Source organism: Pseudomonas sp. A214 (genome assembly GCF_900156295.1).
In the GTDB taxonomy this organism is placed as follows: Bacteria; Pseudomonadota; Gammaproteobacteria; order Pseudomonadales; family Pseudomonadaceae; genus Aquipseudomonas; species Aquipseudomonas rhizophila.
In genome coordinates, this window is sequence record NZ_LT707062.1 from 3,841,943 (window position 1) to 3,862,703 (window position 20,761).

Annotated in this window: 16 protein-coding genes; 12 read left to right on the top strand and 4 right to left on the bottom strand. The window is 61.0% G+C overall.

From position 1 onward, the window contains the following. Positions 1 to 87 precede the first annotated feature (87 nt). Positions 88 to 1,554 (bottom strand): MFS transporter, encoded by a 1,467-nt coding sequence (locus tag BW979_RS17150; RefSeq protein WP_076384641.1) that lies wholly within the window; start codon positions 1,552 to 1,554, stop codon positions 88 to 90. A 132-nt stretch (positions 1,555 to 1,686) separates the two neighbouring features. On the opposite strand from BW979_RS17150, the gene BW979_RS17155 reads away from it, so the two are divergent. From BW979_RS17155 to BW979_RS17190, 8 genes are all read left to right on the top strand, one after another. Continuing rightward, a complete protein-coding gene (locus BW979_RS17155) occupies positions 1,687 to 2,592 on the top strand; it encodes a LysR family transcriptional regulator (protein WP_076384643.1) in 906 nt (301 codons plus the stop codon). 335 nt (positions 2,593 to 2,927) lie between these two features. Next, positions 2,928 to 4,385: a serralysin family metalloprotease gene (locus BW979_RS17160; protein WP_076384645.1), complete on the top strand. Its 1,458-nt coding sequence runs from the start codon at positions 2,928 to 2,930 to the stop codon at positions 4,383 to 4,385. Positions 4,386 to 4,497: 112 nt separating this feature from the next. After that, a complete protein-coding gene (locus BW979_RS17165; RefSeq protein ID WP_231990575.1) occupies positions 4,498 to 4,866 on the top strand; it encodes an AprI/Inh family metalloprotease inhibitor in 369 nt (122 codons plus the stop codon). A 132-nt stretch (positions 4,867 to 4,998) separates the two neighbouring features. After that, a complete protein-coding gene (locus BW979_RS17170) occupies positions 4,999 to 6,774 on the top strand; it encodes a type I secretion system permease/ATPase (protein ID WP_076384649.1) in 1,776 nt (591 codons plus the stop codon). Continuing rightward, on the top strand, positions 6,771 to 8,105 hold the full coding sequence (locus BW979_RS17175) for an HlyD family type I secretion periplasmic adaptor subunit (RefSeq protein ID WP_076384651.1): 1,335 nt from the start codon (positions 6,771 to 6,773) through the stop codon (positions 8,103 to 8,105). The genes BW979_RS17170 and BW979_RS17175 overlap by 4 nt, the downstream gene beginning before the upstream one ends. A gap of 14 nt (positions 8,106 to 8,119) precedes the next feature. After that, positions 8,120 to 9,469, top strand: coding sequence for a TolC family outer membrane protein (locus BW979_RS17180; protein ID WP_047226629.1), 1,350 nt, complete (start codon positions 8,120 to 8,122; stop codon positions 9,467 to 9,469). 67 nt (positions 9,470 to 9,536) lie between these two features. Beyond that, on the top strand, positions 9,537 to 11,387 hold the full coding sequence (locus tag BW979_RS17185; RefSeq protein ID WP_076384653.1) for a polyurethane esterase: 1,851 nt from the start codon (positions 9,537 to 9,539) through the stop codon (positions 11,385 to 11,387). Between the two features lie 71 nt (positions 11,388 to 11,458). After that, complete coding sequence (locus tag BW979_RS17190; protein WP_316913193.1) at positions 11,459 to 11,845, top strand: hypothetical protein; 387 nt, start codon at positions 11,459 to 11,461, stop codon at positions 11,843 to 11,845. Positions 11,846 to 11,887: 42 nt separating this feature from the next. On the opposite strand, the gene BW979_RS17195 is transcribed toward BW979_RS17190, so the two are convergent. Then, positions 11,888 to 12,112: a YgdI/YgdR family lipoprotein gene (locus tag BW979_RS17195; RefSeq protein WP_047226447.1), complete on the bottom strand. Its 225-nt coding sequence runs from the start codon at positions 12,110 to 12,112 to the stop codon at positions 11,888 to 11,890. 208 nt (positions 12,113 to 12,320) lie between these two features. Here BW979_RS17195 and BW979_RS17200 point away from each other — a divergent pair, with 208 nt between their 5' ends. The 3 genes from BW979_RS17200 (at position 12,321) to BW979_RS17210 (ending at position 18,348) form a co-directional block, all read left to right on the top strand. Next, positions 12,321 to 13,988 carry a VRR-NUC domain-containing protein gene (locus BW979_RS17200; RefSeq protein ID WP_076384655.1) on the top strand — a complete coding sequence of 556 codons (1,668 nt, stop codon included), beginning with the start codon at positions 12,321 to 12,323 and terminating at the stop codon, positions 13,986 to 13,988. Further along, the gene (locus tag BW979_RS17205) at positions 13,985 to 16,306 is read left to right on the top strand and encodes an ATP-dependent DNA helicase (RefSeq protein ID WP_076384657.1); all 2,322 of its coding nucleotides are present in this window, start codon (positions 13,985 to 13,987) and stop codon (positions 16,304 to 16,306) included. The genes BW979_RS17200 and BW979_RS17205 overlap by 4 nt, the downstream gene beginning before the upstream one ends. A gap of 110 nt (positions 16,307 to 16,416) precedes the next feature. After that, the gene (locus BW979_RS17210) at positions 16,417 to 18,348 is read left to right on the top strand and encodes a hybrid sensor histidine kinase/response regulator (RefSeq protein WP_047226631.1); all 1,932 of its coding nucleotides are present in this window, start codon (positions 16,417 to 16,419) and stop codon (positions 18,346 to 18,348) included. Positions 18,349 to 18,373: 25 nt separating this feature from the next. Here BW979_RS17210 and BW979_RS17215 read toward each other — a convergent pair whose 3' ends face one another. Next, complete coding sequence (locus BW979_RS17215; RefSeq protein WP_047226450.1) at positions 18,374 to 18,604, bottom strand: hypothetical protein; 231 nt, start codon at positions 18,602 to 18,604, stop codon at positions 18,374 to 18,376. Between the two features lie 156 nt (positions 18,605 to 18,760). Between BW979_RS17215 and BW979_RS17220 the strand changes: the two genes are divergently transcribed. Next, a complete protein-coding gene (locus BW979_RS17220; protein WP_076384659.1) occupies positions 18,761 to 19,297 on the top strand; it encodes a hypothetical protein in 537 nt (178 codons plus the stop codon). Positions 19,298 to 19,301: 4 nt separating this feature from the next. On the opposite strand, the gene BW979_RS17225 is transcribed toward BW979_RS17220, so the two are convergent. Beyond that, complete coding sequence (locus BW979_RS17225) at positions 19,302 to 20,639, bottom strand: cation:proton antiporter (protein ID WP_076384661.1); 1,338 nt, start codon at positions 20,637 to 20,639, stop codon at positions 19,302 to 19,304. Between the last annotated feature and the right edge of the window lie 122 nt (positions 20,640 to 20,761).

Sequence of the window (20,761 nt, forward strand, 5' to 3'; positions counted from 1 at the left end):
AATGTCATGTGGCTTTTTTCAGGTCGTTTGGCGATTGGTTCACTTTTTTTGATCTGCATCACGACTTATACCGTTTTGATCCTGGCCTCACTTTCTTCGGGCAAGGATGTCATCACACCCATCCAGGGGCTCTGGTTCACGGCATTTCAAGACGACGACCCAAGCCAGTAACATCAAAAACGTGGCAACAGAGAAGGTGAGATGCAAGCCATTTACCACAGCTTCGGGAGCTGCCTGGGCGATACCATTCGTCGGTACAGAGAGCGCAAACACTGCGCCGAGCGCCGATGCACCGGTCAAGAAACCCAGATTACGCGACAGATTGAGCAGCCCTGAGATGACACCACGCTTGCCCGCGGGCACATCCGCCATCACCGCTGTGTTGTCGGCCGTCTGGAACAGCGCATAGCCAAGGGTCGTTACCGCGATAGCGGCGACATAGCCGCCCACACCGAGGGTCGGTGACATCAGCGACAGCATCAGGCAGCCGAGAATCATGATCAGCAGCCCAACGAGTCGCACGGGGCGCACGCCAAAGCGGTCCACCAGGCGCCCGGCAGGCACCCCCGTCAGCGCGGCGACCGACGGTCCCGCCGCCAACGCCAGCCCCACCAGCACCGCCGGCAATCCAAGGGCGACGGACAGGTAGAAGGGCCCCACCAGCAGCGTCGCCATCATGACCGTTGCCACCAGAGCACTGGTCACCAGCCCGGCAACCAGCCGCTGGTCCTCCAGCAACGCCAAGGGGATCAATGGCCACGCGACCCGCCGCTGGGCCAGGACAAACAGGCCGCCACCCAGGATCGCTATCAGCAACAGCGCAATATTCGGCCAGCCGAAGTCACCACGGCCCAACGTCGTGGCGAGGGCATAGGCGCCAAGCGTTATCGCCAATAGCAGCGTACCCAGGGTGTCGAAGCGGGGGCGCGCGACCGATCCCTCCGGTTGCCGAGCCGGCAGTGAACGCCAGGCCAGTCCGAACGCCAGCAGTCCAAGCGGAACGTTAATCAAAAATAGCGCCTGCCAACCGAAACCGCTGATAAGTGCACCACCCAGAGAGGGGCCAAGGGCGGTGCCCACCGCAGATAGGGTGCCCAACAGCCCCATCGCGCTACCGGTCTTTTCCTTGCTAACGGTTTCACCCACCAGGGCCAAAGTCAGCGTCATCATGATCGCCGCTCCAAGGCCCTGTAACGCCCGACCAGCGACCAACAGCCAAAGCGAGGGCGCCATGCCGCAAAGCGCCGACGCGAGGGTGAACAGCACGATCCCGGCCAATAGCAACCTGCCACGCCCGAGCAAATCGCCCAATTTTCCGAGACTGACAATCAGCGTGGTAATCGCCAGTAAATAGGCGAGAACCACCCACTGAACCTGCTGGAAGGAGGCCTCGAACGCATGGGCCAGCGTCGGCAAACCGACCGTCACCACGCTGGCGCCCAAGGAGGCCAGCAAGGTCGACAGTGACAGGCTGGCCAAGGCCCAGCGCGGTGAAAAGACCCGTTGGGTGCCCGTCGCGCTCGACAGGCTGGATTGGGTATTGGCTGGTTTCATCATGTCCTCTGGCTCTGCCGCTCTGAAATGGAGCTGTCAGAACGTTACGCCTGGGCATAACATGGCGGAAGACGCATGGATTGCACTTTATAACTGCATGCAGCGCCACCTATTCCAACCTAGGACTGCGCCATGTCCACACCCGACCTCAATCTGCTGATTACCCTCGACGTCTTGCTGGCAGAAGGCAGCGTGGCCCGAGCCGCTCGGCGACTGCAACTCAGCCCCTCGGCCATGAGCCGGGCGCTGGCGCGGTTGCGCGAAACCACGGGTGATCCGCTGCTGGTGCGGGCTGGGCGTGGCCTGGTGCCCACACCCCGCGCCTTGGCGTTACGCGAGCAGGTCAGCCAACTGGTGCAGGATGCCCAAGCGGCGCTGCGGCCGTCCCAGGTGCCGGATCTGCGCCGGCTGAGCCGCACCTTCACGCTGCGCACACGGGAAGGGTTTGTTGAAAACTTCGCCATCGATTTGATTGCCCGTATCAGCGAACAGGCGCCCGGTGTACGCCTGCATTTCCTGGACAAGGCCGACAAGGACAGTACGGCGTTGCGAGAGGGCACCGTGGACCTGGAAACGGCCGTCGTGGACAAGGACACCAGCCCGGAGCTACGAACCCAGGCGTTATTCACTGATCGCCTCATTGGCGTGGTGCGCGCGGATCACCCGCTGAGCCAGGCCGAGGTGTGTGCCGCCGGTTATGCAGCGGGCGAGCACATCGGCGTTTCCTTGCGGGGCCTGGACCACAGCGCCCTCGATCAAGCCTTGCGGTCCTTGAACCTGACACGGCAGATCGCGATCACCGTCCCCGGCTTCTCCACTGCGCTGGGCCTTGCCCGGTCCAGTGACCTGATCGCCAGCGTGCCTGAGCGCTATACCACCCGCCTGCGTGCCGGCATGCACAGCTTTGCGCTGCCGTTTGCGGTGCCGACATTCACGATTTCCATGCTTTGGCACCCCCGAATGGATGCTGATCCTGTGCACCGCTGGTTTCGTGGTTGTCTGCGGGAAGTGTGTTCAGGCAAAACCATAGATATCTAGCCGCCATTAATTAGTAGCGTTTCGCTGGCACTTAGTTGCTAGAAGTGCGACGTGATTGGCAAATAGGTGGTTAACCTCATTTAATATTTAAATAGAGTTTTGTCCTACAATCTTTAATGTCGCCGGCGAAATACCTGTACTAACGGGGCGCCGTGTATCTTTTGCCGTTGTTGGAAGGCGTGAGTGTGAAAATGGGGCAAAAAAATTCGCTGGACGTTTGATTTCCAATTGTGTCAGTTTTCTTGCGTCCTCAATTGGGCGAGTGATAGGACGCTCTCGCCAGAGATTGTTCTATCTGACAAAAACTGTTCCATTGCAAACAAGGAAGTGTGTTTATGTCGAAAGTCAAAACCAGCGCTATTGATTCTGCCGAACAAATGCTCTGGGCGCCGCAGTCACTGGCGGCGGCCAGCAGTGCATTCAATCAGATCAATAGTTTCAGCCACCAATACGATCGGGGTGGCAACCTGACCGTCAACGGCAAACCGTCGTACTCGGTGGACGAAGCTGCCACCCAGTTGCTGCGCGACGGTGCGGCTTACCAGGACCGGGACGCCAGCGGCAAGATTGAGTTGACCTACACGTTCCTGACCTCTGCCTCCTCGAGCACCATGAACAAGCACGGCATCAGCGGTTTCAGCCAGTTCAGCGCGCAACAGAAAGGCCAAGCGGTCCTGGCCATGCAGTCCTGGGCGGACGTGGCCAATGTCACGTTCACTGAAAGGGCCAGCGGTGGCGACGGCCACATGACCTTCGGCAACTACAGCAGCGGCCAGGACGGCGCCGCGGCATTTGCCTATCTGCCGGGCACGGGCGCCGGTTATGACGGAACCTCCTGGTACCTGATCAACAGCCGCTACACCCAGAACAAGAATCCGGAACTGAACAATTATGGCCGCCAGACCCTGACCCATGAAATCGGTCACAGCCTGGGCCTGGCGCATCCTGGCGACTATAACGCCGGTGAAGGCAGCCCGACCTACGATGACGCCACCTACGGTCAGGACACCCGTGGCTACAGCCTCATGAGTTACTGGAGTGAAACCAACACCAGCCAGGACTTCAGCAAGGGCGGCGTCGAAGCCTATGCCTCGGGTCCGCTGATGGATGACATTGCGGCCATTCAGAAGCTCTACGGTGCCAACACCAGCACCCGGACCGGCGACTCGACCTACGGCTTCAACTCCAACACCGGTCGCGACTTCTACAGCGCATCCTCGTCTTCGGACAAAGTGGTGTTCTCGGTATGGGACGCCGGCGGCCGCGATACCCTGGATTTTTCAGGCTTCACGCAGAACCAGAAGATCAACCTCAATGGCGCCTCGTTTTCCGACGTTGGCGGCATGGTGGGTAACGTTTCCATCGCTCAGGGGGTGACCATCGAGAATGCCATTGGCGGCTCGGGCAGTGACTTGCTCATCGGCAACTCCGTGGCCAACGAACTCAAGGGCGGCGCCGGCAACGACATCCTCTGGGGCGCGGGCGGTGCCGACAAGCTGTGGGGCGGTTCGGGCTCGGACACCTTCGTGTTCGCGGCCAGTTCTGACTCACGGCCAGGTGCGGTCGATCAGATCCTCGATTTTGTCAGCGGCCTGGACAAGATCGACCTGACCGGCATCACCCAGGGCGCGGGCCTGCACTTCGTGAATGCGTTCACCGGTGCGGCGGGTGATGCGGTGCTGTCGACATCGGGTGGCAACAGCCTGCTGTCGGTGGACTTCTCCGGGCACGGCGTGGCTGACTTCCTGGTCAGTACCGTCGGCCAGGCGGCTGTCTCGGATATCGTGGCCTGATGTCCCCGATCCCGTGGGAGCGGCCAGCGCTCTTGCGGGATCCTTCAGGATTGAACAGATGTGCAGAAATCCCAAGCCCCAAGGCGTCCAGGCAAGTGCCTGGTTACTCGCTATGCTGATGATCTTTACCGGAGAAGCCGCCATGGCGCGCAGCCTGTTGTTAGCAGAACCTTCCCAGTTGGCCGGTCAGTGGCAGGCTGTTCTGTCGGGGCCGCAGGAGCCTGCGCAAACCCCGCCGTCCAGCATCTGCCTTGTCGAGCTCAGGGCAGATCAAACCCTGGTCGGGCAAACCGCCTGCCTGGGACAGTGGCTGGGCGATGAGCCGGTCCATTGGTTCACCGAACCAGACGGTCTTTCACTGATTGGCAAACAGAACAGCCGGATTCACTTGCAACTGCGTCAAGAACAACACTATCAAGTCACCTTGAAATCAGGTCAGGTAGTGACACTCGAACGGAGTCCGCCCCAAACCACTCCTTAACACGTGAGTACAGTTTGCGAATGCCCCAGGCACGCTTGTTTAACAGGCGTGCAGCGCTCCGCGGCCGGATGTAAATCATTTAAAGATTGGCAAGTTGAATAACCTGGCAAAGCCAACAGCAAGGATATCTTCATGAACATGACAAGGCGCGCTGCGACGGTGCCGCTGTTTAGAGCGCTGGGCGACTATAAAAATATTCTGATCAGCGTCGGTTGTTTTACCGCACTGATTAATGTCCTGATGTTGGCGCCTTCGATTTATATGCTCCAAGTGTATGACCGGGGCCTGTCATCACAAAACGAAACCACGCTGTGGATGTTGTCGTTGATGGTGGTGGGCTTCTTCATATTTATCGGGCTGCTGGAAATGGTGCGCAGCTTCATTGTCATCCGCATCGGCAGCCAACTGGAAAGGCGCTTGAACCTTCAGGTGTACAAGGCCGCGTTCGAGCGCAACCTGCGCCAGGGCGAGGGCAACGCCGGGCAGTCGCTGGGTGACCTTACCCACATCCGCCAGTTCGTCACCGGACCTGCGCTGTTCGCATTCTTCGACGCCCCGTGGTTTCCCGTGTATTTGCTGGTGATCTACCTGTTCAACGTGTGGCTCGGCGTGTTCGCCAGCGTTGGCACCTTGCTGCTCATTGGCTTGGCCTGTCTGAACGAAGCCATGACCAAAAAGCCGTTGGGGCAGGCCAGTGTCTACTCGCAACAGTCCAGCCAACTGGCGACCAGCCACTTGCACAACGCCGAGACCATCCAGGCCATGGGCATGCTCGGCGCGTTGCGCGGGCGCTGGTTTGCCGTGCATTCGCGCTTTCTCGGCCTGCAAAACCAGGCCAGTGATACCGGCGCGGTGCTCAGTTCCCTGAGCAAAACCCTGCGCCTGTGCCTGCAATCGCTGGTGCTGGGGTTGGGCGCGTTGCTGGTGATCAAGGGCGACATGACCGCCGGAATGATGATTGCCGGCTCGATCCTGATGGGTCGGGTGTTGAGCCCCATCGACCAGTTAATCGCCGTGTGGAAGCAGTGGAGCGGGGCCAAACTGGCTTATCGCCGTCTCGATGCGCTGTTGCAGGCTTACCCAGCCCAGGACGAAGCGATGACATTGCCGTCGCCCAAGGGTCAGGTGAGCTTCGAACAGGTCAGCGCCGGCCCGCCGGGGCAGCGCAACGCGACGCTGCATCAGCTCGGTTTCAGCCTGAGCGCCGGGGAAGTGCTCGGGGTGCTGGGGGCGTCGGGGTCCGGCAAATCCACCCTGGCCCGTGTGCTGGTGGGGGTGTGGCCTACGCTCGGAGGCACAGTGCGGCTCGACGGGGCCGACATCCATCGCTGGAATCGCGACCAGCTCGGTCCGCACATCGGTTATCTGCCCCAGGACATTGAGTTGTTCAGCGGCAGCATTGCCGAGAACATTGCCCGTTTCCGCCAGGCCGATCCACAAAAGGTCGTCGCCGCCGCGCAACAGGCCGGTGTGCATGAACTGATCCTGCGCATGCCGCAAGGCTACGACACCGTGCTGGGAGAGGATGGCAGCGGTTTGTCCGGCGGCCAGAAACAGCGCGTCGCCCTGGCCCGGGCCATGTATGACCAACCGAGACTGGTGGTGCTCGATGAACCCAATTCCAATCTCGACACGGTCGGTGAATCGGCACTGGCTGGCGCCATCGCGCAGATGAAAGCCCAGGGCACCACCGTCGTGCTGGTGACCCACCGCTCCTCGGCGCTGGCTCAGGCCGACAAGCTGCTGGTGCTCAATGAAGGCCACCTACAAGCGTTCGGTCCAAGTCAGGAGGTGCTGCGGGCATTGTCCGGCCAGCCGCCATCGCAACGCGACAAACCCCAGGCAGCCCCCAACGGACTGAGCATGAGTCGCCAGTATTCGGCTGCCAGCAAACCCAGCGGCGCATGAGCAAGGATCGCGACATGAATCTGCAACACTCTCAAGACCTCGAACATCCCGAGCGCGATGCCCGTTTCTTCACCCGCCTGGGGTGGGCACTGGCGCTCATTGGCGCTGGCAGTTTTTTCACCTGGGCCAGCCTGGCGCCGCTGGACCAAGGTATTGCGGTGCAAGGCACCGTGGTGGTGTCCGGCAAGCGCAAGGCCGTGCAATCGATGAGCAGCGGGGTGATCAGCCGGATCCTGGTGCGTGAAGGCGAGGCAGTGAAACAGGGCCAGCCGCTGTTCCGCCTGGACCAGACTCAGACAGCCGCCGATGTGCAAGCACTGCAGGCCCAGTACCGCATGGCCTGGGCTAGCCTGGCACGTTGGCAAAGCGAGCGGGACAACCTCCCACAGGTCAGCTTTCCGGCCGAACTGAGCCACGACCCCGACCCGCGCCTGGCGCTGGTGCTCGAAGGCCAGCGGCAGTTGTTCAGCAGCCGCCGCGAAGCGGTGGCCCGGGAGCAGGCCGCGTTGCGCGCCAATATCGAAGGTGCCACGGCGCAACTGGCGGGCATGCGCCGGGCTCGCAATGACCTCAATGCCCAGGCCCAGTCCCTGCGCCAGCAGCTAAGCAACCTGCAACCGTTGGCAGACAACGGCTACATCCCGCGCAATCGTCTGCTCGATTATCAACGGCAACTGTCGCAAGTGCAGCAGGAACTGGCGCAGAACACTGGCGAAAGCGGCCGGGTGGAGCAGGGCATCGTCGAGTCCCGCCTCACGCTTGAGCAACACAACGAGGAATACCAGAAGGAGGTGCGCAGTCAGTTGGCCGAAGCGCAGCTCAAGAGCGAAACCCTGCAACAGCAACTCAAGTCTGCCGCGTTCGAGCTGCAACACAGCGAGATCCTCGCCACCGCCGACGGCATCGCCGTGAACCTGGGCGTACACACCGAAGGCGCCGTGGTCCGTCAAGGCGATACCTTGCTGGAAATCGTGCCCCAAGGCACGCGACTGGAAGTGGAAGGGCGCCTGCCGGTCAACCTGATCGACAAGGTGGGCAGCCATTTGCCAGTGGACATCCTCTTCACCGCCTTCAACCAGAACCGCACGCCGAGGGTGCCGGGGGAGGTCAGCCTGATTTCCGCCGACCAGATGATCGATGACAAGACCGCCGAACCGTATTACGTCCTGCGCAGCAGCGTCAGCGAAGTGGCGATGGAAAAACTCAACGGGCTGGTGATCAAGCCCGGAATGCCGGCGCAAATGTTCGTGCGCACCGGCGAGCGCTCGCTCATGAACTACCTGTTCAAACCGCTGCTCGACCGAGCCGGCTCCGCGTTGACCGAAGAATGAGGATGTTCGGGGGTATGAAGGGACGTTACTGGGTCGCCGCGCTGGCGGCGGTTATCTGCAACAGTGCCTGGGCCATGGGCCCATTCGAGTTCTATGAACAAGCCCTGCGCAATGACCCGGCCTACCTGGGCGCGATCAAGGAGCGCGATGCCGGCCTGGAGAACCGCGCCATTGGCCGCGCCGGGCTGCTGCCGCACCTGGGCTACAGCTACAACAAGGGCCGCAACCAGTCCAAGGTCACCTACCTCAACGACCGCGGCGCCAGCCAGCATGACGACCGCAACTACAGCAGCTATGGCTCCAGCCTGACCCTGCAACAACCGCTGTTGGACTACGAGGCCTACGCCGCCTATCGCAAAGGCGTGGCCCAGGCGCTGTTTGCCGACGAAAACTTTCGTGGCAAGAGCCAGGAATTGCTGGTGCGGGTGTTGAGCGCCTACACCCAGGCGTTGTTCGCCCAGGATCAGATCGACATTGCCCAGGCCAGGAAAAAGGCTTTCGAACAGCAGTTTCATCAGAACGAGCATCTGTTTGCCCAAGGCGAAGGTACGCGCACCGACATCCTTGAAGCCGAGTCGCGCTATGAGTTGGCGATTGCCGAAGAGATCGAGGCCCGCAACGAGCAGGACGCATCCTTGCGCGAACTTGGCTCGTTGATTGGCGTCCCGACCCTGAACATCGGCGACCTGGCGCCCCTGAGCGAAACGTTCCAGACCTTCACCCTGCAACCGGCCAGTTTCCAGACATGGCACGAACTGGCCGTGAGCAACAACCCGACCCTGGCATCCCAGCGCCAGGCCGTGGACGTAGCGCGCTACGAAGTCGAACGCAACCGCGCCGGACACCTGCCCAAGGTCAGCGCCTACGCGACGATGCGCCAGAACGAATCGGAAAGCGGCAACACCTACAACCAGCGCTACGACACCAACACCATTGGACTTGAGATCAGCGTGCCGTTGTACGCCGGTGGAGGGGTCTCGGCGTCGACCCGTCAGGCCAGTCGCAACATGGAGCGGGCCGAATATGAACTGGACGCCAAAACCCGGGAAACCCTGATCGAGCTGCGCCGCCAGTTCAGCGCCTGCCTGTCGGGGGTGAACAAATTGCGGGCATACCGCAAAGCCCTCAGCGCCGCCGAGGCGTTGGTGGTATCGACCCGGCAAAGCATCCTCGGCGGCGAACGGGTCAATCTCGATGCCCTGAACGCCGAAGAACAGCTCTACACCACCCGACGCGACCTGGCTCAGGCCCGTTATGACTACCTCATGGCCTGGACAAAGTTGCACTACTACGCCGGCACCTTGGGCGCGCAAGACCTGGCCCAGGTGGATGAGGCATTTGTGGCCCCGGCGCTGACGCAATGACGGGCAGTGCCCAAGAACTTCGCCTGTATCGACAACCTTTCCAACAACAAAAAAAGAGGTCATCACGATGGGTATCTACGACTATAAAAACCTCGGCACCACCGAGTCCAAGGCGCTGGTCAGCGATGCAATGGCGATCATGCTGTATTCCTACCACAATCTGGACCACGGCTTTGCCGCCGGCTACCAGCAGAACGGCTTCGGCGCGGGACTGCCCGCCACGCTGGTGACGGCGCTGCTGGGCAGCACCGATTCGCAAGGGGTGATCCCCGGTGTGCCGTGGAATCCCGACTCGGAGCAACTCGCCCTGGAGGCGGTGCAAAAGGCCGGCTGGACCCCGATCAGCGCATCGCAACTGGGCTACACCGGCAAGGTGGATGAGCGTGGAACGTTTTTTGGTGAGAAGGCCGGCTACACCACCGCGCAGGTGGAAATTCTCGGCAAGTACGACGCCGATGGGCAACTGACGCAAATCGGGGTGTCGTTTCGTGGCACGAGCGGCCCACGGGAGACGCTGATCAGCGACTCCATTGGCGACGTCATCAGCGATCTGATGGCGGCTTTCGGCCCCCAGGACTACGCGAAAAACTACGTCGGCCAGGCTTTTGGCAACTTGCTCGGGGACGTCGCGGCGTTCGCCCAGGCCCACGGCCTGACGGGCCAGGACGTGCTGGTCAGTGGCCACAGCCTCGGTGGGCTGGCGGTCAACAGCCTGGCGGACTTGAGCACCAGCCAATGGTCGGGGTTCTACAGCAGCGCCAATTACATCGCCTATGCCTCGCCAACCCAAAGCAGCACCGACAAAGTGCTGAACATCGGTTATGAAAACGACCCGGTGTTCCGGGCCCTGGACGGCTCCACGTTCACCTCCGCGTCGGTGGGCGTGCATGATGCTCCGCAGGAGTCAGCTACCAACAACATCGTCAGCTTCAACGACCACTATGCCTCGGCGGCCTGGAACGTGTTGCCGTTTTCCATCCTCAACATTCCCACCTGGATATCCCACCTGCCCACCGGTTACGGCGATGGCATGGGCCGGATCCTCGATTCGGCGTTCTACGACCTCACCGAGAAAGACTCCACCATCATCGTCGCCAACCTGTCGGATCCCGCACGCAGCAATACGTGGGTCCAGGACCTCAATCGCAACGCTGAGACCCACACCGGCAGCACGTTCATCATCGGCAGCGAGGGTGATGACCTGATCCAAGGCGGGCAGGGCAATGACTATCTGGAGGGGCGCGCCGGCAACGACACCTTTCGCGACGAGGGTGGGTACAACGTGATATTGGGCGGGCAGGGCAGCAACACCCTGCAGCTGCAGTCCTCGGTGAAAGATGCAAGCTTCGTCCAGGACGGCGCCGGGACCTTGTATGTGCGCGATGCCCAGGGTGCAATCAGCATGACCCGCGACATCGACACGCTCGTCAGCAAAGAGCCCGGTTTGTTCTGGGGCCTGCTCAAAGACGAGGTGAGCCACAGTGTCACGGCCAACGGCTTGGTGGCGGAGGGCAAGCTGACGGCGTATGCATCGTCGACCGCAGGCACCTCGGCAGACGACACCTTGACCGCGCGATCATCGGGGGATTGGCTGTTCGGCCATGACGGCAACGACGTGCTGTTGGGCGGTACGGGTAACGACACCTTTGTCGGCGGTTCGGGCGATGACTGGCTGCAATCCGGCGGCGGCTCTGACAAGTTCGTTTTCAATGGCGCGTTCGGCCATGACCAGATCAGCGGTTATGATGCCGGCGACACACTGGTGTTCCTTGGCGTGCAGGGCGCCGGGGAAGGTTTCGACTACCGCCAGCACCTGTCTCAGGTCGGCAGTGACACGCTGCTTGAGGTCGGTGACAGTTCCGTGACCCTGGTGGGGGTCAATCCGAGCCAGGTAGGAGGCGAATTTGTGTTCGCCTGATCCAAGGTTGTTTTGAGTACGTGGTGCCGAGGGGATGCGTGTGTCCCCTCGGCACAAGAGGGAGTGAAGCAGTGAGCAGTAAACAAGCCTCAATCATCGGCCTGATGTGGGGACTGGCCTCGGCTGGCGCCTTGGCCGAATTGCCGGATCAATCGATTCTGACCCGCTACGGCGTCACCTCGGAGCAATTGCCCGCCGCCCAGGCAGGCGCCCCTGTCGAGGCGACGTCGCCCCGACCGCGCTTCGACGTGCAGGCAGAAAAGCCCTGGGTATCGGTGAGTCTCGGGGAAGTGAACAAACCGGCCACGACCGGAAACATCAGCATCGATCACGCCATTGAACAGGAATACAACCGCTGCCTGCGATTGAGGGATCAGATGATGCGGCGAAAAGGTGGGCTGATCAGTTGCCAAGAGGGTAGTCCGACACCCGGGATGGACATCGGATTGAGCCGATGACATGAGATCAGGCCCTCTCCGAGGGAGAGGGCCTCAATAAACTCAGTCTTCCTTGCGTACTGTCGCCACTTCATCGGCGCGAACCCGCACTTTCTTGCCGGAAATGTCTTCGAATTCGTAGAAGCCGTCGGCGGTACGGGTGTTAGGGGCATCCTTGGTCAAATACTGGGTACCGTTCTGCAAGGTCACCACCGTGGGTGACGAGCAGCCGGCCAGAGCCAGGAACGCAGCGGCGACCAGGGGCAGACCCAGAATCCTGATGTTCATATCCGTAACCTCTCAATCAAAAAGACGCGGTTCAGTTGATTAGACCGCGCCATCACTGTAGTTAACCGCCATTGGTCTCGCTTGCCGTAGGAAAGTTCATCGCCGACTGCAGGATTTCCCTCCTGAATGCGGGCGACCGCTCATCTTTTGCAGTTGCCTGGGCCCGCCGCAGCTGATATCTGTACGCATAACCAGTATTCCAGCAGGCATGGCACCTCTTTCCGTGACAAATAACCCCCTCGACGACCCTTTCTACTACCTGAACAACTTTCAGCAGGTGCTCGCCTGGTTGGCAACGCGCTATGCCGATGTGCTCAGCCCTGAGGAGCAACGCTTCATCGACGAGTTCGCCAGCTTGCCCCGTGCATCCCAGGGATTGCTGGTGCGCATGGTGATGCGCAAGGGGCTGCATTTTCGCCAAAGCAAGCTGCATTACCCTGAGATCGGTGATATTGGCAGCGCCATCGAGCCGTTGCTGGCGCGGGGCTGGGTCGAGGATCAAGCGCCTCTTGGCCTTGGCGAGCTGTTCGAGGTGCTGCTCAAACAGGAAATCATCCTGTGCCTGGGTCACCTGATCGAACACCCCAAGGCGACAAAGGGCCAGTGGCTGGAGTCCTTGCAGGATCATTTCAATCAACCACAGCCTTTTCGCAGCTGGTGCCCGCGGCTGGAAGACCGACTCTTCAGCCTGACGATCATGAACCTCTGCGACCGGCTGCGGTTGCTGTTTTTCGGCAATCTCTATCAGGACTGGTCAGAGTTCGTGCTGGCGGACCTGGGCATCTTCACCTATGAAACCGTCGAGTTCAGTGCCCAATCCCGTGGCCTGCGCAGCCGCCAGGATGTGGATGCCTGCCTCTTCCTGCACGAATGTCAGCAGCGTTTCGAAGCCGGCGAGCCTCTTGAAGAGATCGTTGCCCAAGTCCATGCCCTGAGCCTGGACAATCCGTGGCTGGAGCGACGCCGAGGCAAGTTGCTGTTCCAGATCGGCCAGCACGCTGAGCGTATCGGCGATTTCACCCTGGCCTTGCGCATTTATCAGGATTGCAACTACCCCGGCGCACGGCTGCGGATGATTCGGGTGCTGGAGCGCATCGGCGAGTACGCCCAGGCCCTTGAATGGGGTGAAGCGGCCGCACAATCGCCGCAAAGCGCCGCCGAAACCCAGGCACTGCTCAGGATCCTGCCCCGGCTGCGCCGCAAGCTGGGCGGGCCGCCGGTGCCGCGGCCCCTGGCGCGCAAGGTCGAGCGGCTGGACCTGCACCTGCCTCGTGTCGATCCGGCCTTGTCGGTGGAGTATCACGTGCAGGCCCATCTGCACGATGAAACCGCGCCGGTGCACTACGTGGAGAACAGCCTGATCAATTCGCTATTTGGCCTGCTGTGCTGGCCGGTGATTTTTGCGCCGTTGCCGGGGGCGTTTTTCCACCCGTTCCAGCGCGGGCCGGTGGACCTGCTCAACGAAGACTTTCACCACCGACGTGCCGAGCTGATCGCGGCCTGTTTCGCGCAGCTCGACGATGGCCGCTACCGGGACACCATCGTCCGTCGTTACACCGAAAAATGGGGCGTGCAGTCGCCTTTCGTGTTCTGGGGCGCGCTGTCCGAAGAGTTGCTCCATCAGGCCCTCGACTGCCTGCCTGCCGAACACCTCAAGCACTGGTTCAGCCGCCTGCTGCTGGATATCAAGGCCAACCGCGCCGGCATGCCGGACCTGATCCAGTTCTGGCCGCAGCACAAGACCTACCGCATGATCGAAGTCAAAGGCCCCGGCGACCGCCTGCAAGACAATCAACTGCGCTGGCTGGAGTTCTGTCACGAACACCAGATGCCCGTTGCCGTCTGCTATGTGCAGTGGGTGGAGCAGGGCGCATGACCCAGGAACCTGGCTACAGCATCGCCGTTCGGGCACTGTGCGAGTTCACCGCCAAGACCGGCGACCTGGACCTGCGCTTCACGCCGTCACCCACGGCCATGGAAGGGATCGTCGGCCATCGCACCGTGGCCTCGCGGCGTAGCGAGGGTTACCAGGCCGAAGTGAGCCTGGAGGGCCGCTACCAGACGCTGAAGATCAAAGGCCGGGCGGATGGCTACGACCCGGCCTGCAACCGCATCGAAGAAGTGAAGACCTACCGGGGCGACCTGGACAAGCAACCGGCCAATCATCGCCAGTTGCATTGGGCCCAGGCGAAAATCTACGGCTGGTTGATGTGCCAGAAGTTGCAACTGCCGCGGATCGACGTGGCGCTGGTCTACTTCGACATCGTCAGCGAAAAGGAAACTTGCCTCACGCAAAGCTTTGAAGCGGCGCAGCTTGAGGTTTTCTTTGAACAACAGTGCGCGCTGTTCCTCGCCTGGGCCGAACAGGAGATGGCTCACCGACAGGCGCGCAACCTCGGCGCTCAGACGCTGGCATTTCCTCACGCCGGCTTTAGGACCGGGCAACGCCACCTGGCTGAGTCGGTGTTCAAGGCCATCAGCACCGGCCGCTGCCTGATGGCCCAGGCGCCCACCGGCATTGGCAAAACCGTTGGCACCTTGTTTCCGATGCTCAAGGCACTGGCGCCACAGCGACTGGACAAGGTGTTCTTCCTCACGGCCAAGACCCCAGGGCGCAAACTGGCGCTGGATGCGGCCCGAGTGATTACCCAAAGCGCGCCCTCGATGCCGTTGCGGGTGCTGGAGATGATCGCTCGGGACAAAGCCTGCGAGCACCCGGACAAGGCCTGCCATGGCGAAGCCTGCCCGTTGGCCCGCGGGTTCTACGATCGGCTGCCGCACGCCCGTGCGGCGGCGAGCCAGATCACGCTGCTCGATCAGGCGGCGTTGCGCGATATTGCTCTGGCCCATGATATCTGCCCGTACTACCTGAGCCAGGAAATGGCCCGCTGGGCAGACGTGGTGGTCGCTGACTACAACTATTACTTTGACTTCAGCGCCTTGCTCTTTGGTCTGGCCCAGGCCAATGGCTGGACCGTCGCGACCCTGGTGGACGAAGCCCACAATCTGGTGGAGCGAGGGCGGCAGATGTACAGCGCGACCCTCGATCAGTCCGCTTTGGCGGCAGTGCGCAAAACCGCGCCCGAGACGTTGAAGAAGGCCTTGCAGCGGGTCAATCGCCAGTGGAACGCGTTGCATGAGCCCCAGGTTGCGGTCTATCAGGCGTATGAAAAACCACCGGAGAAACTGCTCCAGGCCCTGTCGCTGTGCACCACGGCTATCAGCGATTACCTCAATGACCATCCCCAGGGCCTGGACAGCGCTTTACAGGCGTTCTACTTCGATGCCTTGCAGTTTGCCCGGGTGGCGGAGTCCTTTGACGAGCACTTTTTGTTCGACATACACAAGCGTGAATACGGCCGCCAGCGAAGCGCATCGACCCTGTGCCTGCGCAATGTAGTGCCGGCCGCCTTCCTGCGACCCAGGCTGACGGCGGCCCGCAGCAGCGTGCTGTTTTCCGCCACCCTGAGTCCGCGGCATTATTATGCTGACCTGTTGGGCACCCCGACGGACACGGTCTGGATCGACGTGGAGTCGCCATTCCAGGCGCAACAGCTTGATGTACAGGTTGTCAGCCGGATCTCCACCCGCTTTGCCCACCGCCAGGCGTCCCTGGAACCTATCGTCGCGTTGATGGCCCGCCAGTTCAGCGAGCGCCCGGGCAATTACCTGGCCTTCTTCAGCAGTTTTGACTACTTGCAGCAAGTGGCCGGACTGTTTGCCGAGCGCCATCCGCAGATTGCCACCTGGTCGCAATCACGCGGCATGGGCGAAGCACCCCGGCAGGCGTTCCTTGAACGATTCATGGAACACAGCCAGGGGATTGGGTTTGCGGTGTTGGGCGGTGCATTCGGGGAGGGCATCGATTTACCGGGTTCGCGCCTGATCGGGGCGTTCATCGCGACCCTGGGGCTGGCGCAGTTCAACCCGGTCAACGAGCAGATGAAGCTGCGCATGGCGGCTATTTTCGGCGATGGCTACGACTACACTTACCTGTATCCCGGCCTGCAAAAAGTGGTGCAGGCTGCGGGGCGTGTCATTCGTACACAGCAGGATCGTGGGATGGTGATGTTGATCGACGATCGATTTGCTGAGGCGAGGGTGCAGCACTTGTTGCCGCGTTGGTGGTCAGTTAGTCAAGAGCAGCACAACTGCTGTGGGAGTGAGCTTGCTCCCACACAGGATCTGTGGTGAATCTCATATCGCGACCAAGCTGCTGATTCCCACGGATTTAATCACTATTTCCGATGCCGCACTTGCTCCATACTTCGCAAAAAATCCTTCTGGATGCCTTGGCCAAAAAAATGCTCGAAGACGCCCCCAAGACCGCACTCATCAATCAGGAACAGCGTTTTCGCCTGCTCATCGACGCCGTGGTCGACTACGCCATCTACATGACCGACCCCTCCGGCATCATCACCAGTTGGAACTCCGGTGCCAGGCGTTTCAAAGGCTATGAAGAATCCGAGATCCTAGGCCAGCACTTCTCACGCTTCTACACTGACCAGGATCGCGCCGACGGTCTTCCGCAACGGGCGCTGGACACGGCCCTGCGCGAGGGGCGTTTCGAAGGCGAGGGCTGGCGGGTGCGCAAGGACGGAACGTTGTTCTGGTCCCATGTCGTCATTGATCCGATCATCGATAGCCAGAGCGGCGACTTGCTTGGCTTTGCCAAGATCACCCGGGACCTGACCGATCGCAAGATGGCCGAGGAAACCCTTAAGCAAAGCGAACAGCAGTTTCGCCTGTTGGTGCAAAGCGTCACCGATTACGCCATCTACATGCTCGATCCAGACGGCCAGGTGACCAACTGGAACCTGGGCGCGCAACGGATCAAGGGCTATCTTCCGGCGGAAGCCATCGGCCGGCATTTTTCGATGTTCTATACCCCTGAGGACCGTGACGCCGGTGAGCCTCAACGGGCCTTGAGCATCGCCGCCAGTGAAGGGCGCTTTGAAAAAAGGGGCTGGCGGTTACGCAAGGATGGCACCCGGTTCATGGCTCATGTGGTCATTGACGCGATCCGCAACGACACGGGGACGCTACTGGGTTTTGCCAAGATCACCCGCGACATCACCGATGCCACCCGTGCGCAGCAAGCCTTGGAACAGGCTCGCGAGGCGCTGTTCCAGTCACAGAAACTGCAAGCCATCGGCCAGCTCACCGGAGGCATCGCCCATGACTTCAATAACCTGCTGACGGTGATCCTCGGCAACCTGGAAATTGTGCGCAAGCGCATGCCCAGCGATCCGAAACTCATCCAACTGCTGGATAACGCCACCCAGGGCGCGCTGCGCGGTGTCTCGCTGACGCAACGGATGCTCGCGTTCGCCCGCAGACAGAAACTGTCCTCCGAATCGGTCGAGCTGTCGGCGCTGGTGCAGGGCATCAGTGGTTTGTTGCAAAGCTCCATCGGCCCTTCGATACACATTCAGACCGACTTTGCCCAGGCGCTTTCGCCGGTGTTGGCCGATGTCAACCAACTGGAACTGGCCATCCTGAACCTGGCGACCAACGCTCGGGATGCCATGCCGCAGGGGGGGCGGATCCTGATCTCGGCCCAGGAACGCTCCGACACCGAGGCCGGCAAGGACGCGCCGATGGCACCAGGGCGATACATTTGCCTGTCCATCACCGACGAGGGCGAGGGCATGGACGAGGCGACGCTGGCTTCGGCCGTGGACCCGTTTTTCACCACCAAAGGGGTAGGCAAGGGCACTGGCCTGGGCCTGTCCATGGTGCATGGCTTGGCCGAGCAATTGGGTGGCCGCCTGATACTCAAGAGCCGCAAAGGCGAGGGCACTACCGCTGAGCTGTGGTTGCCGATAGCCGACAACTCCGCGCCAGACAAAGTGCCGGCCCAGGCCACGACGACACCGTCGGTGAACGAGCTACGGGTGTTGGTCGTGGACGATGACAGCCTGGTACTGACCAGCACCCGGCTGCTGATCGAAGACCTGGGCCACCGCGTGCTTTGCGCCCCATCGGCGGCTCAGGCGCTACAGATGTATGAGCTCAATCCGGACATCGACCTGGTGATCACCGACATGGCCATGCCGCAGATGGATGGTGCGCAATTGGCGAAACTGTTGCGTGATCGTCATCCGACCTTGCCCATCATCCTGGCCACCGGCTACGCCGAACGCCTGGAAGGGTTCGCCACGCAACTGCCGCGCCTGACCAAGCCGTTCAAGCAGATTGACCTGGTGCAGGTCATTGGGCAGGCGATGAAGTAACTCCAGGCATGGCGCTGCCACAGGTTCATTCAGTATTTTTCCTGAACCCTCGCAAGTTCATCGCACACAGGCAGAACTGCAGCACGATCAACGCATAGGCGTCTGAATGCAGCCCCCAGATGACCCACAGGATATTGCTCGCGATAAAACAACTGAACCCGGCCACCCGCCGTCGGGGCTGACGTGAGCCGATCAGCCAGGCGGCCAGCACCGTCACCACCATCGCCGGCCATTGCACCCATCCAAGATAATCCACAGAGCCCTCCTCAAGCTTTCGGTGATCTAGAGACCGTGACGATCACTGAGCGTTTCGTTGAGCCCGGGTCGCACCTCTGGTCCGGTGGCCGGAACTTGCCTGTCCCTCATTTCTTCTAACAAGTCCCAAACCCACACCCGAGGCGCAGCCTGCGCAATGCCCAGAATACTCACCAGCCATACCCCGGATGAAGAACTGACGGAACACAATGCCAAGCTGTTCGGCTCGCCCAAGGAACGCCTGGATTTTTATCGCCGGGAGATCCAGTACGAAACCAGTATTCTGGCCAATCGAACCGATGCCTACCTGGCCGCCCAGTCCTTCCTGGTGATCGCCTTTGCCTCATGCATGGCCAACCTGAACCCGGAGTGGGGCAAGTTGTTCACATTGATCGTCCCGCCGTTCCTGGCTCTGCTGGGCTTCCTGAGCTCGCTCAACGCCTGGCCGGGGATTCGCGCCGCTTACGAGATCATCGACCATTGGCATTTCAAGCAAAGCGAGTTGCTGCGCGCAGAGCCGTTGATGGGCCTGGCCTACGACGAATCCCCGCTATTCAGCGAGCAGGAATCGACCCACAAGGGCTATCGCAAGTCCTTGCTGTTTTCGGTGCGTACGCCATGGATCTTTGCCGCGTTCTGGGTCTTGCTGGGGGCGTACTCGGTTTATATCCAGGTGAGTGATCCAGGGGGCTGAAGCCTTAGCTCGATTTTTTGTGGCGCTCATACCAGGCCAGTATGGGTTGGGTACTCAAGCCATGGACCAAAATGCTCAGGGCCACCACCGACAGCGTGATATTGATGCACAACTGGACCATCTCTGGCTGTAAATCATGGTTCACCGCATAGAACAGATAAAACAGACTGCCGATGCCACGTATGCCGAACCAGCCAATCAGCAACCGTTGTGGCGTGTCCAGCAGCCGTCCCCAAGGCATCACCAGCAAGCTCAACGGGCGAATCACGGCAAACAGCAGACCACCGATGACCAAGGCCCGCCAGTCCCAATGAGTGGCAAGCGCCACCCCCAACAGCGTCACCAGAAACACTTCCATGGAACGCTCCACCAGACTGCCGAAGGCGAGCATGTCACTCATCATGACCCCCGCGGCCACCTGACCCTCTTCCATAGTCTCGGCGTCACCCCGGACCGCGTCCCGGGGGGTGACCGCTTCGTGCCCCACCACCGGTTGCACCAGGTGTTCTGCCGGGAGTGAGTGTTCATCCGTCGATTGCACCTCGGCTTGGCGCAGGCCCAGGCCAGCGGCGAACACCGAAAGAAAGCCATAACCCTGGAGGGCTTCGGCCACGACGTAGGCCAGGGCAATCAGCGCCAGGGCCAGGTAATCGTTGGGCGAGAGGGTGCTGTCGGCGTTCTTGATGCGCATCGACAGGGTCAACCAGCCGATACCGCGGCCCATCCAGTAACCGGTGAGCAAACCGACCGGCACTGCCCACAGCACATCCTGCAGCATCCAGTCACCGAGAAAGCCAAGGTCGTCCTCGCGCAGCAACAACAAGCCCAGAATCACAAAGGGGAAGGCCGTGCCGTCGTTCAAGCCGGCTTCCCCCGACAGGCCAAACCGTACCTGGTCATCATCCCGGGCATCGTTGACCTGCACCAACGCCGCGAGCACCGGATCGGTTGGCGCGAGGATTGCGCCAATCAACAACGACACGCCCCAACCGAGACCAAACAGGTAATGCAGGGTCAAGGTCAGGCCCGCGATGGTCAGGATCATCACCGGGCCGGCCAGTGTGTAGGCCACGCGCCAACTTCGGTCCTTGAGGGGCAAACGTAACTTGAGGCCGCTGACGAACAGCGAAAACACTACCGCGACTTCAGTGAGGTGCTCCATCCAGGCTGAGGCGTCGGCAATGTCCAGCCTCAACAACTCCAAGCCCGCCGGCCCGATGGCAACGCCCAAACCCAGGCATATCGCCGAGGTGGTTACCGGCATCCAGCGCAGGTAGGAGGACGTCAGGGCCAAGGTCAGCAATACGGCGCCGAGCACCGCTACCCATACTGTGAAAATCATTGCTGCTCCTTGGATAGCTCGTAGGCATAGCTCGCAGGCACAGCCCCGAGTGAAACAGACACCGTCAAGCCAGTATCCGGCTCCTGTCGTTCATTCGAGGGTCTGAGCCAAGCGCCGGTTCC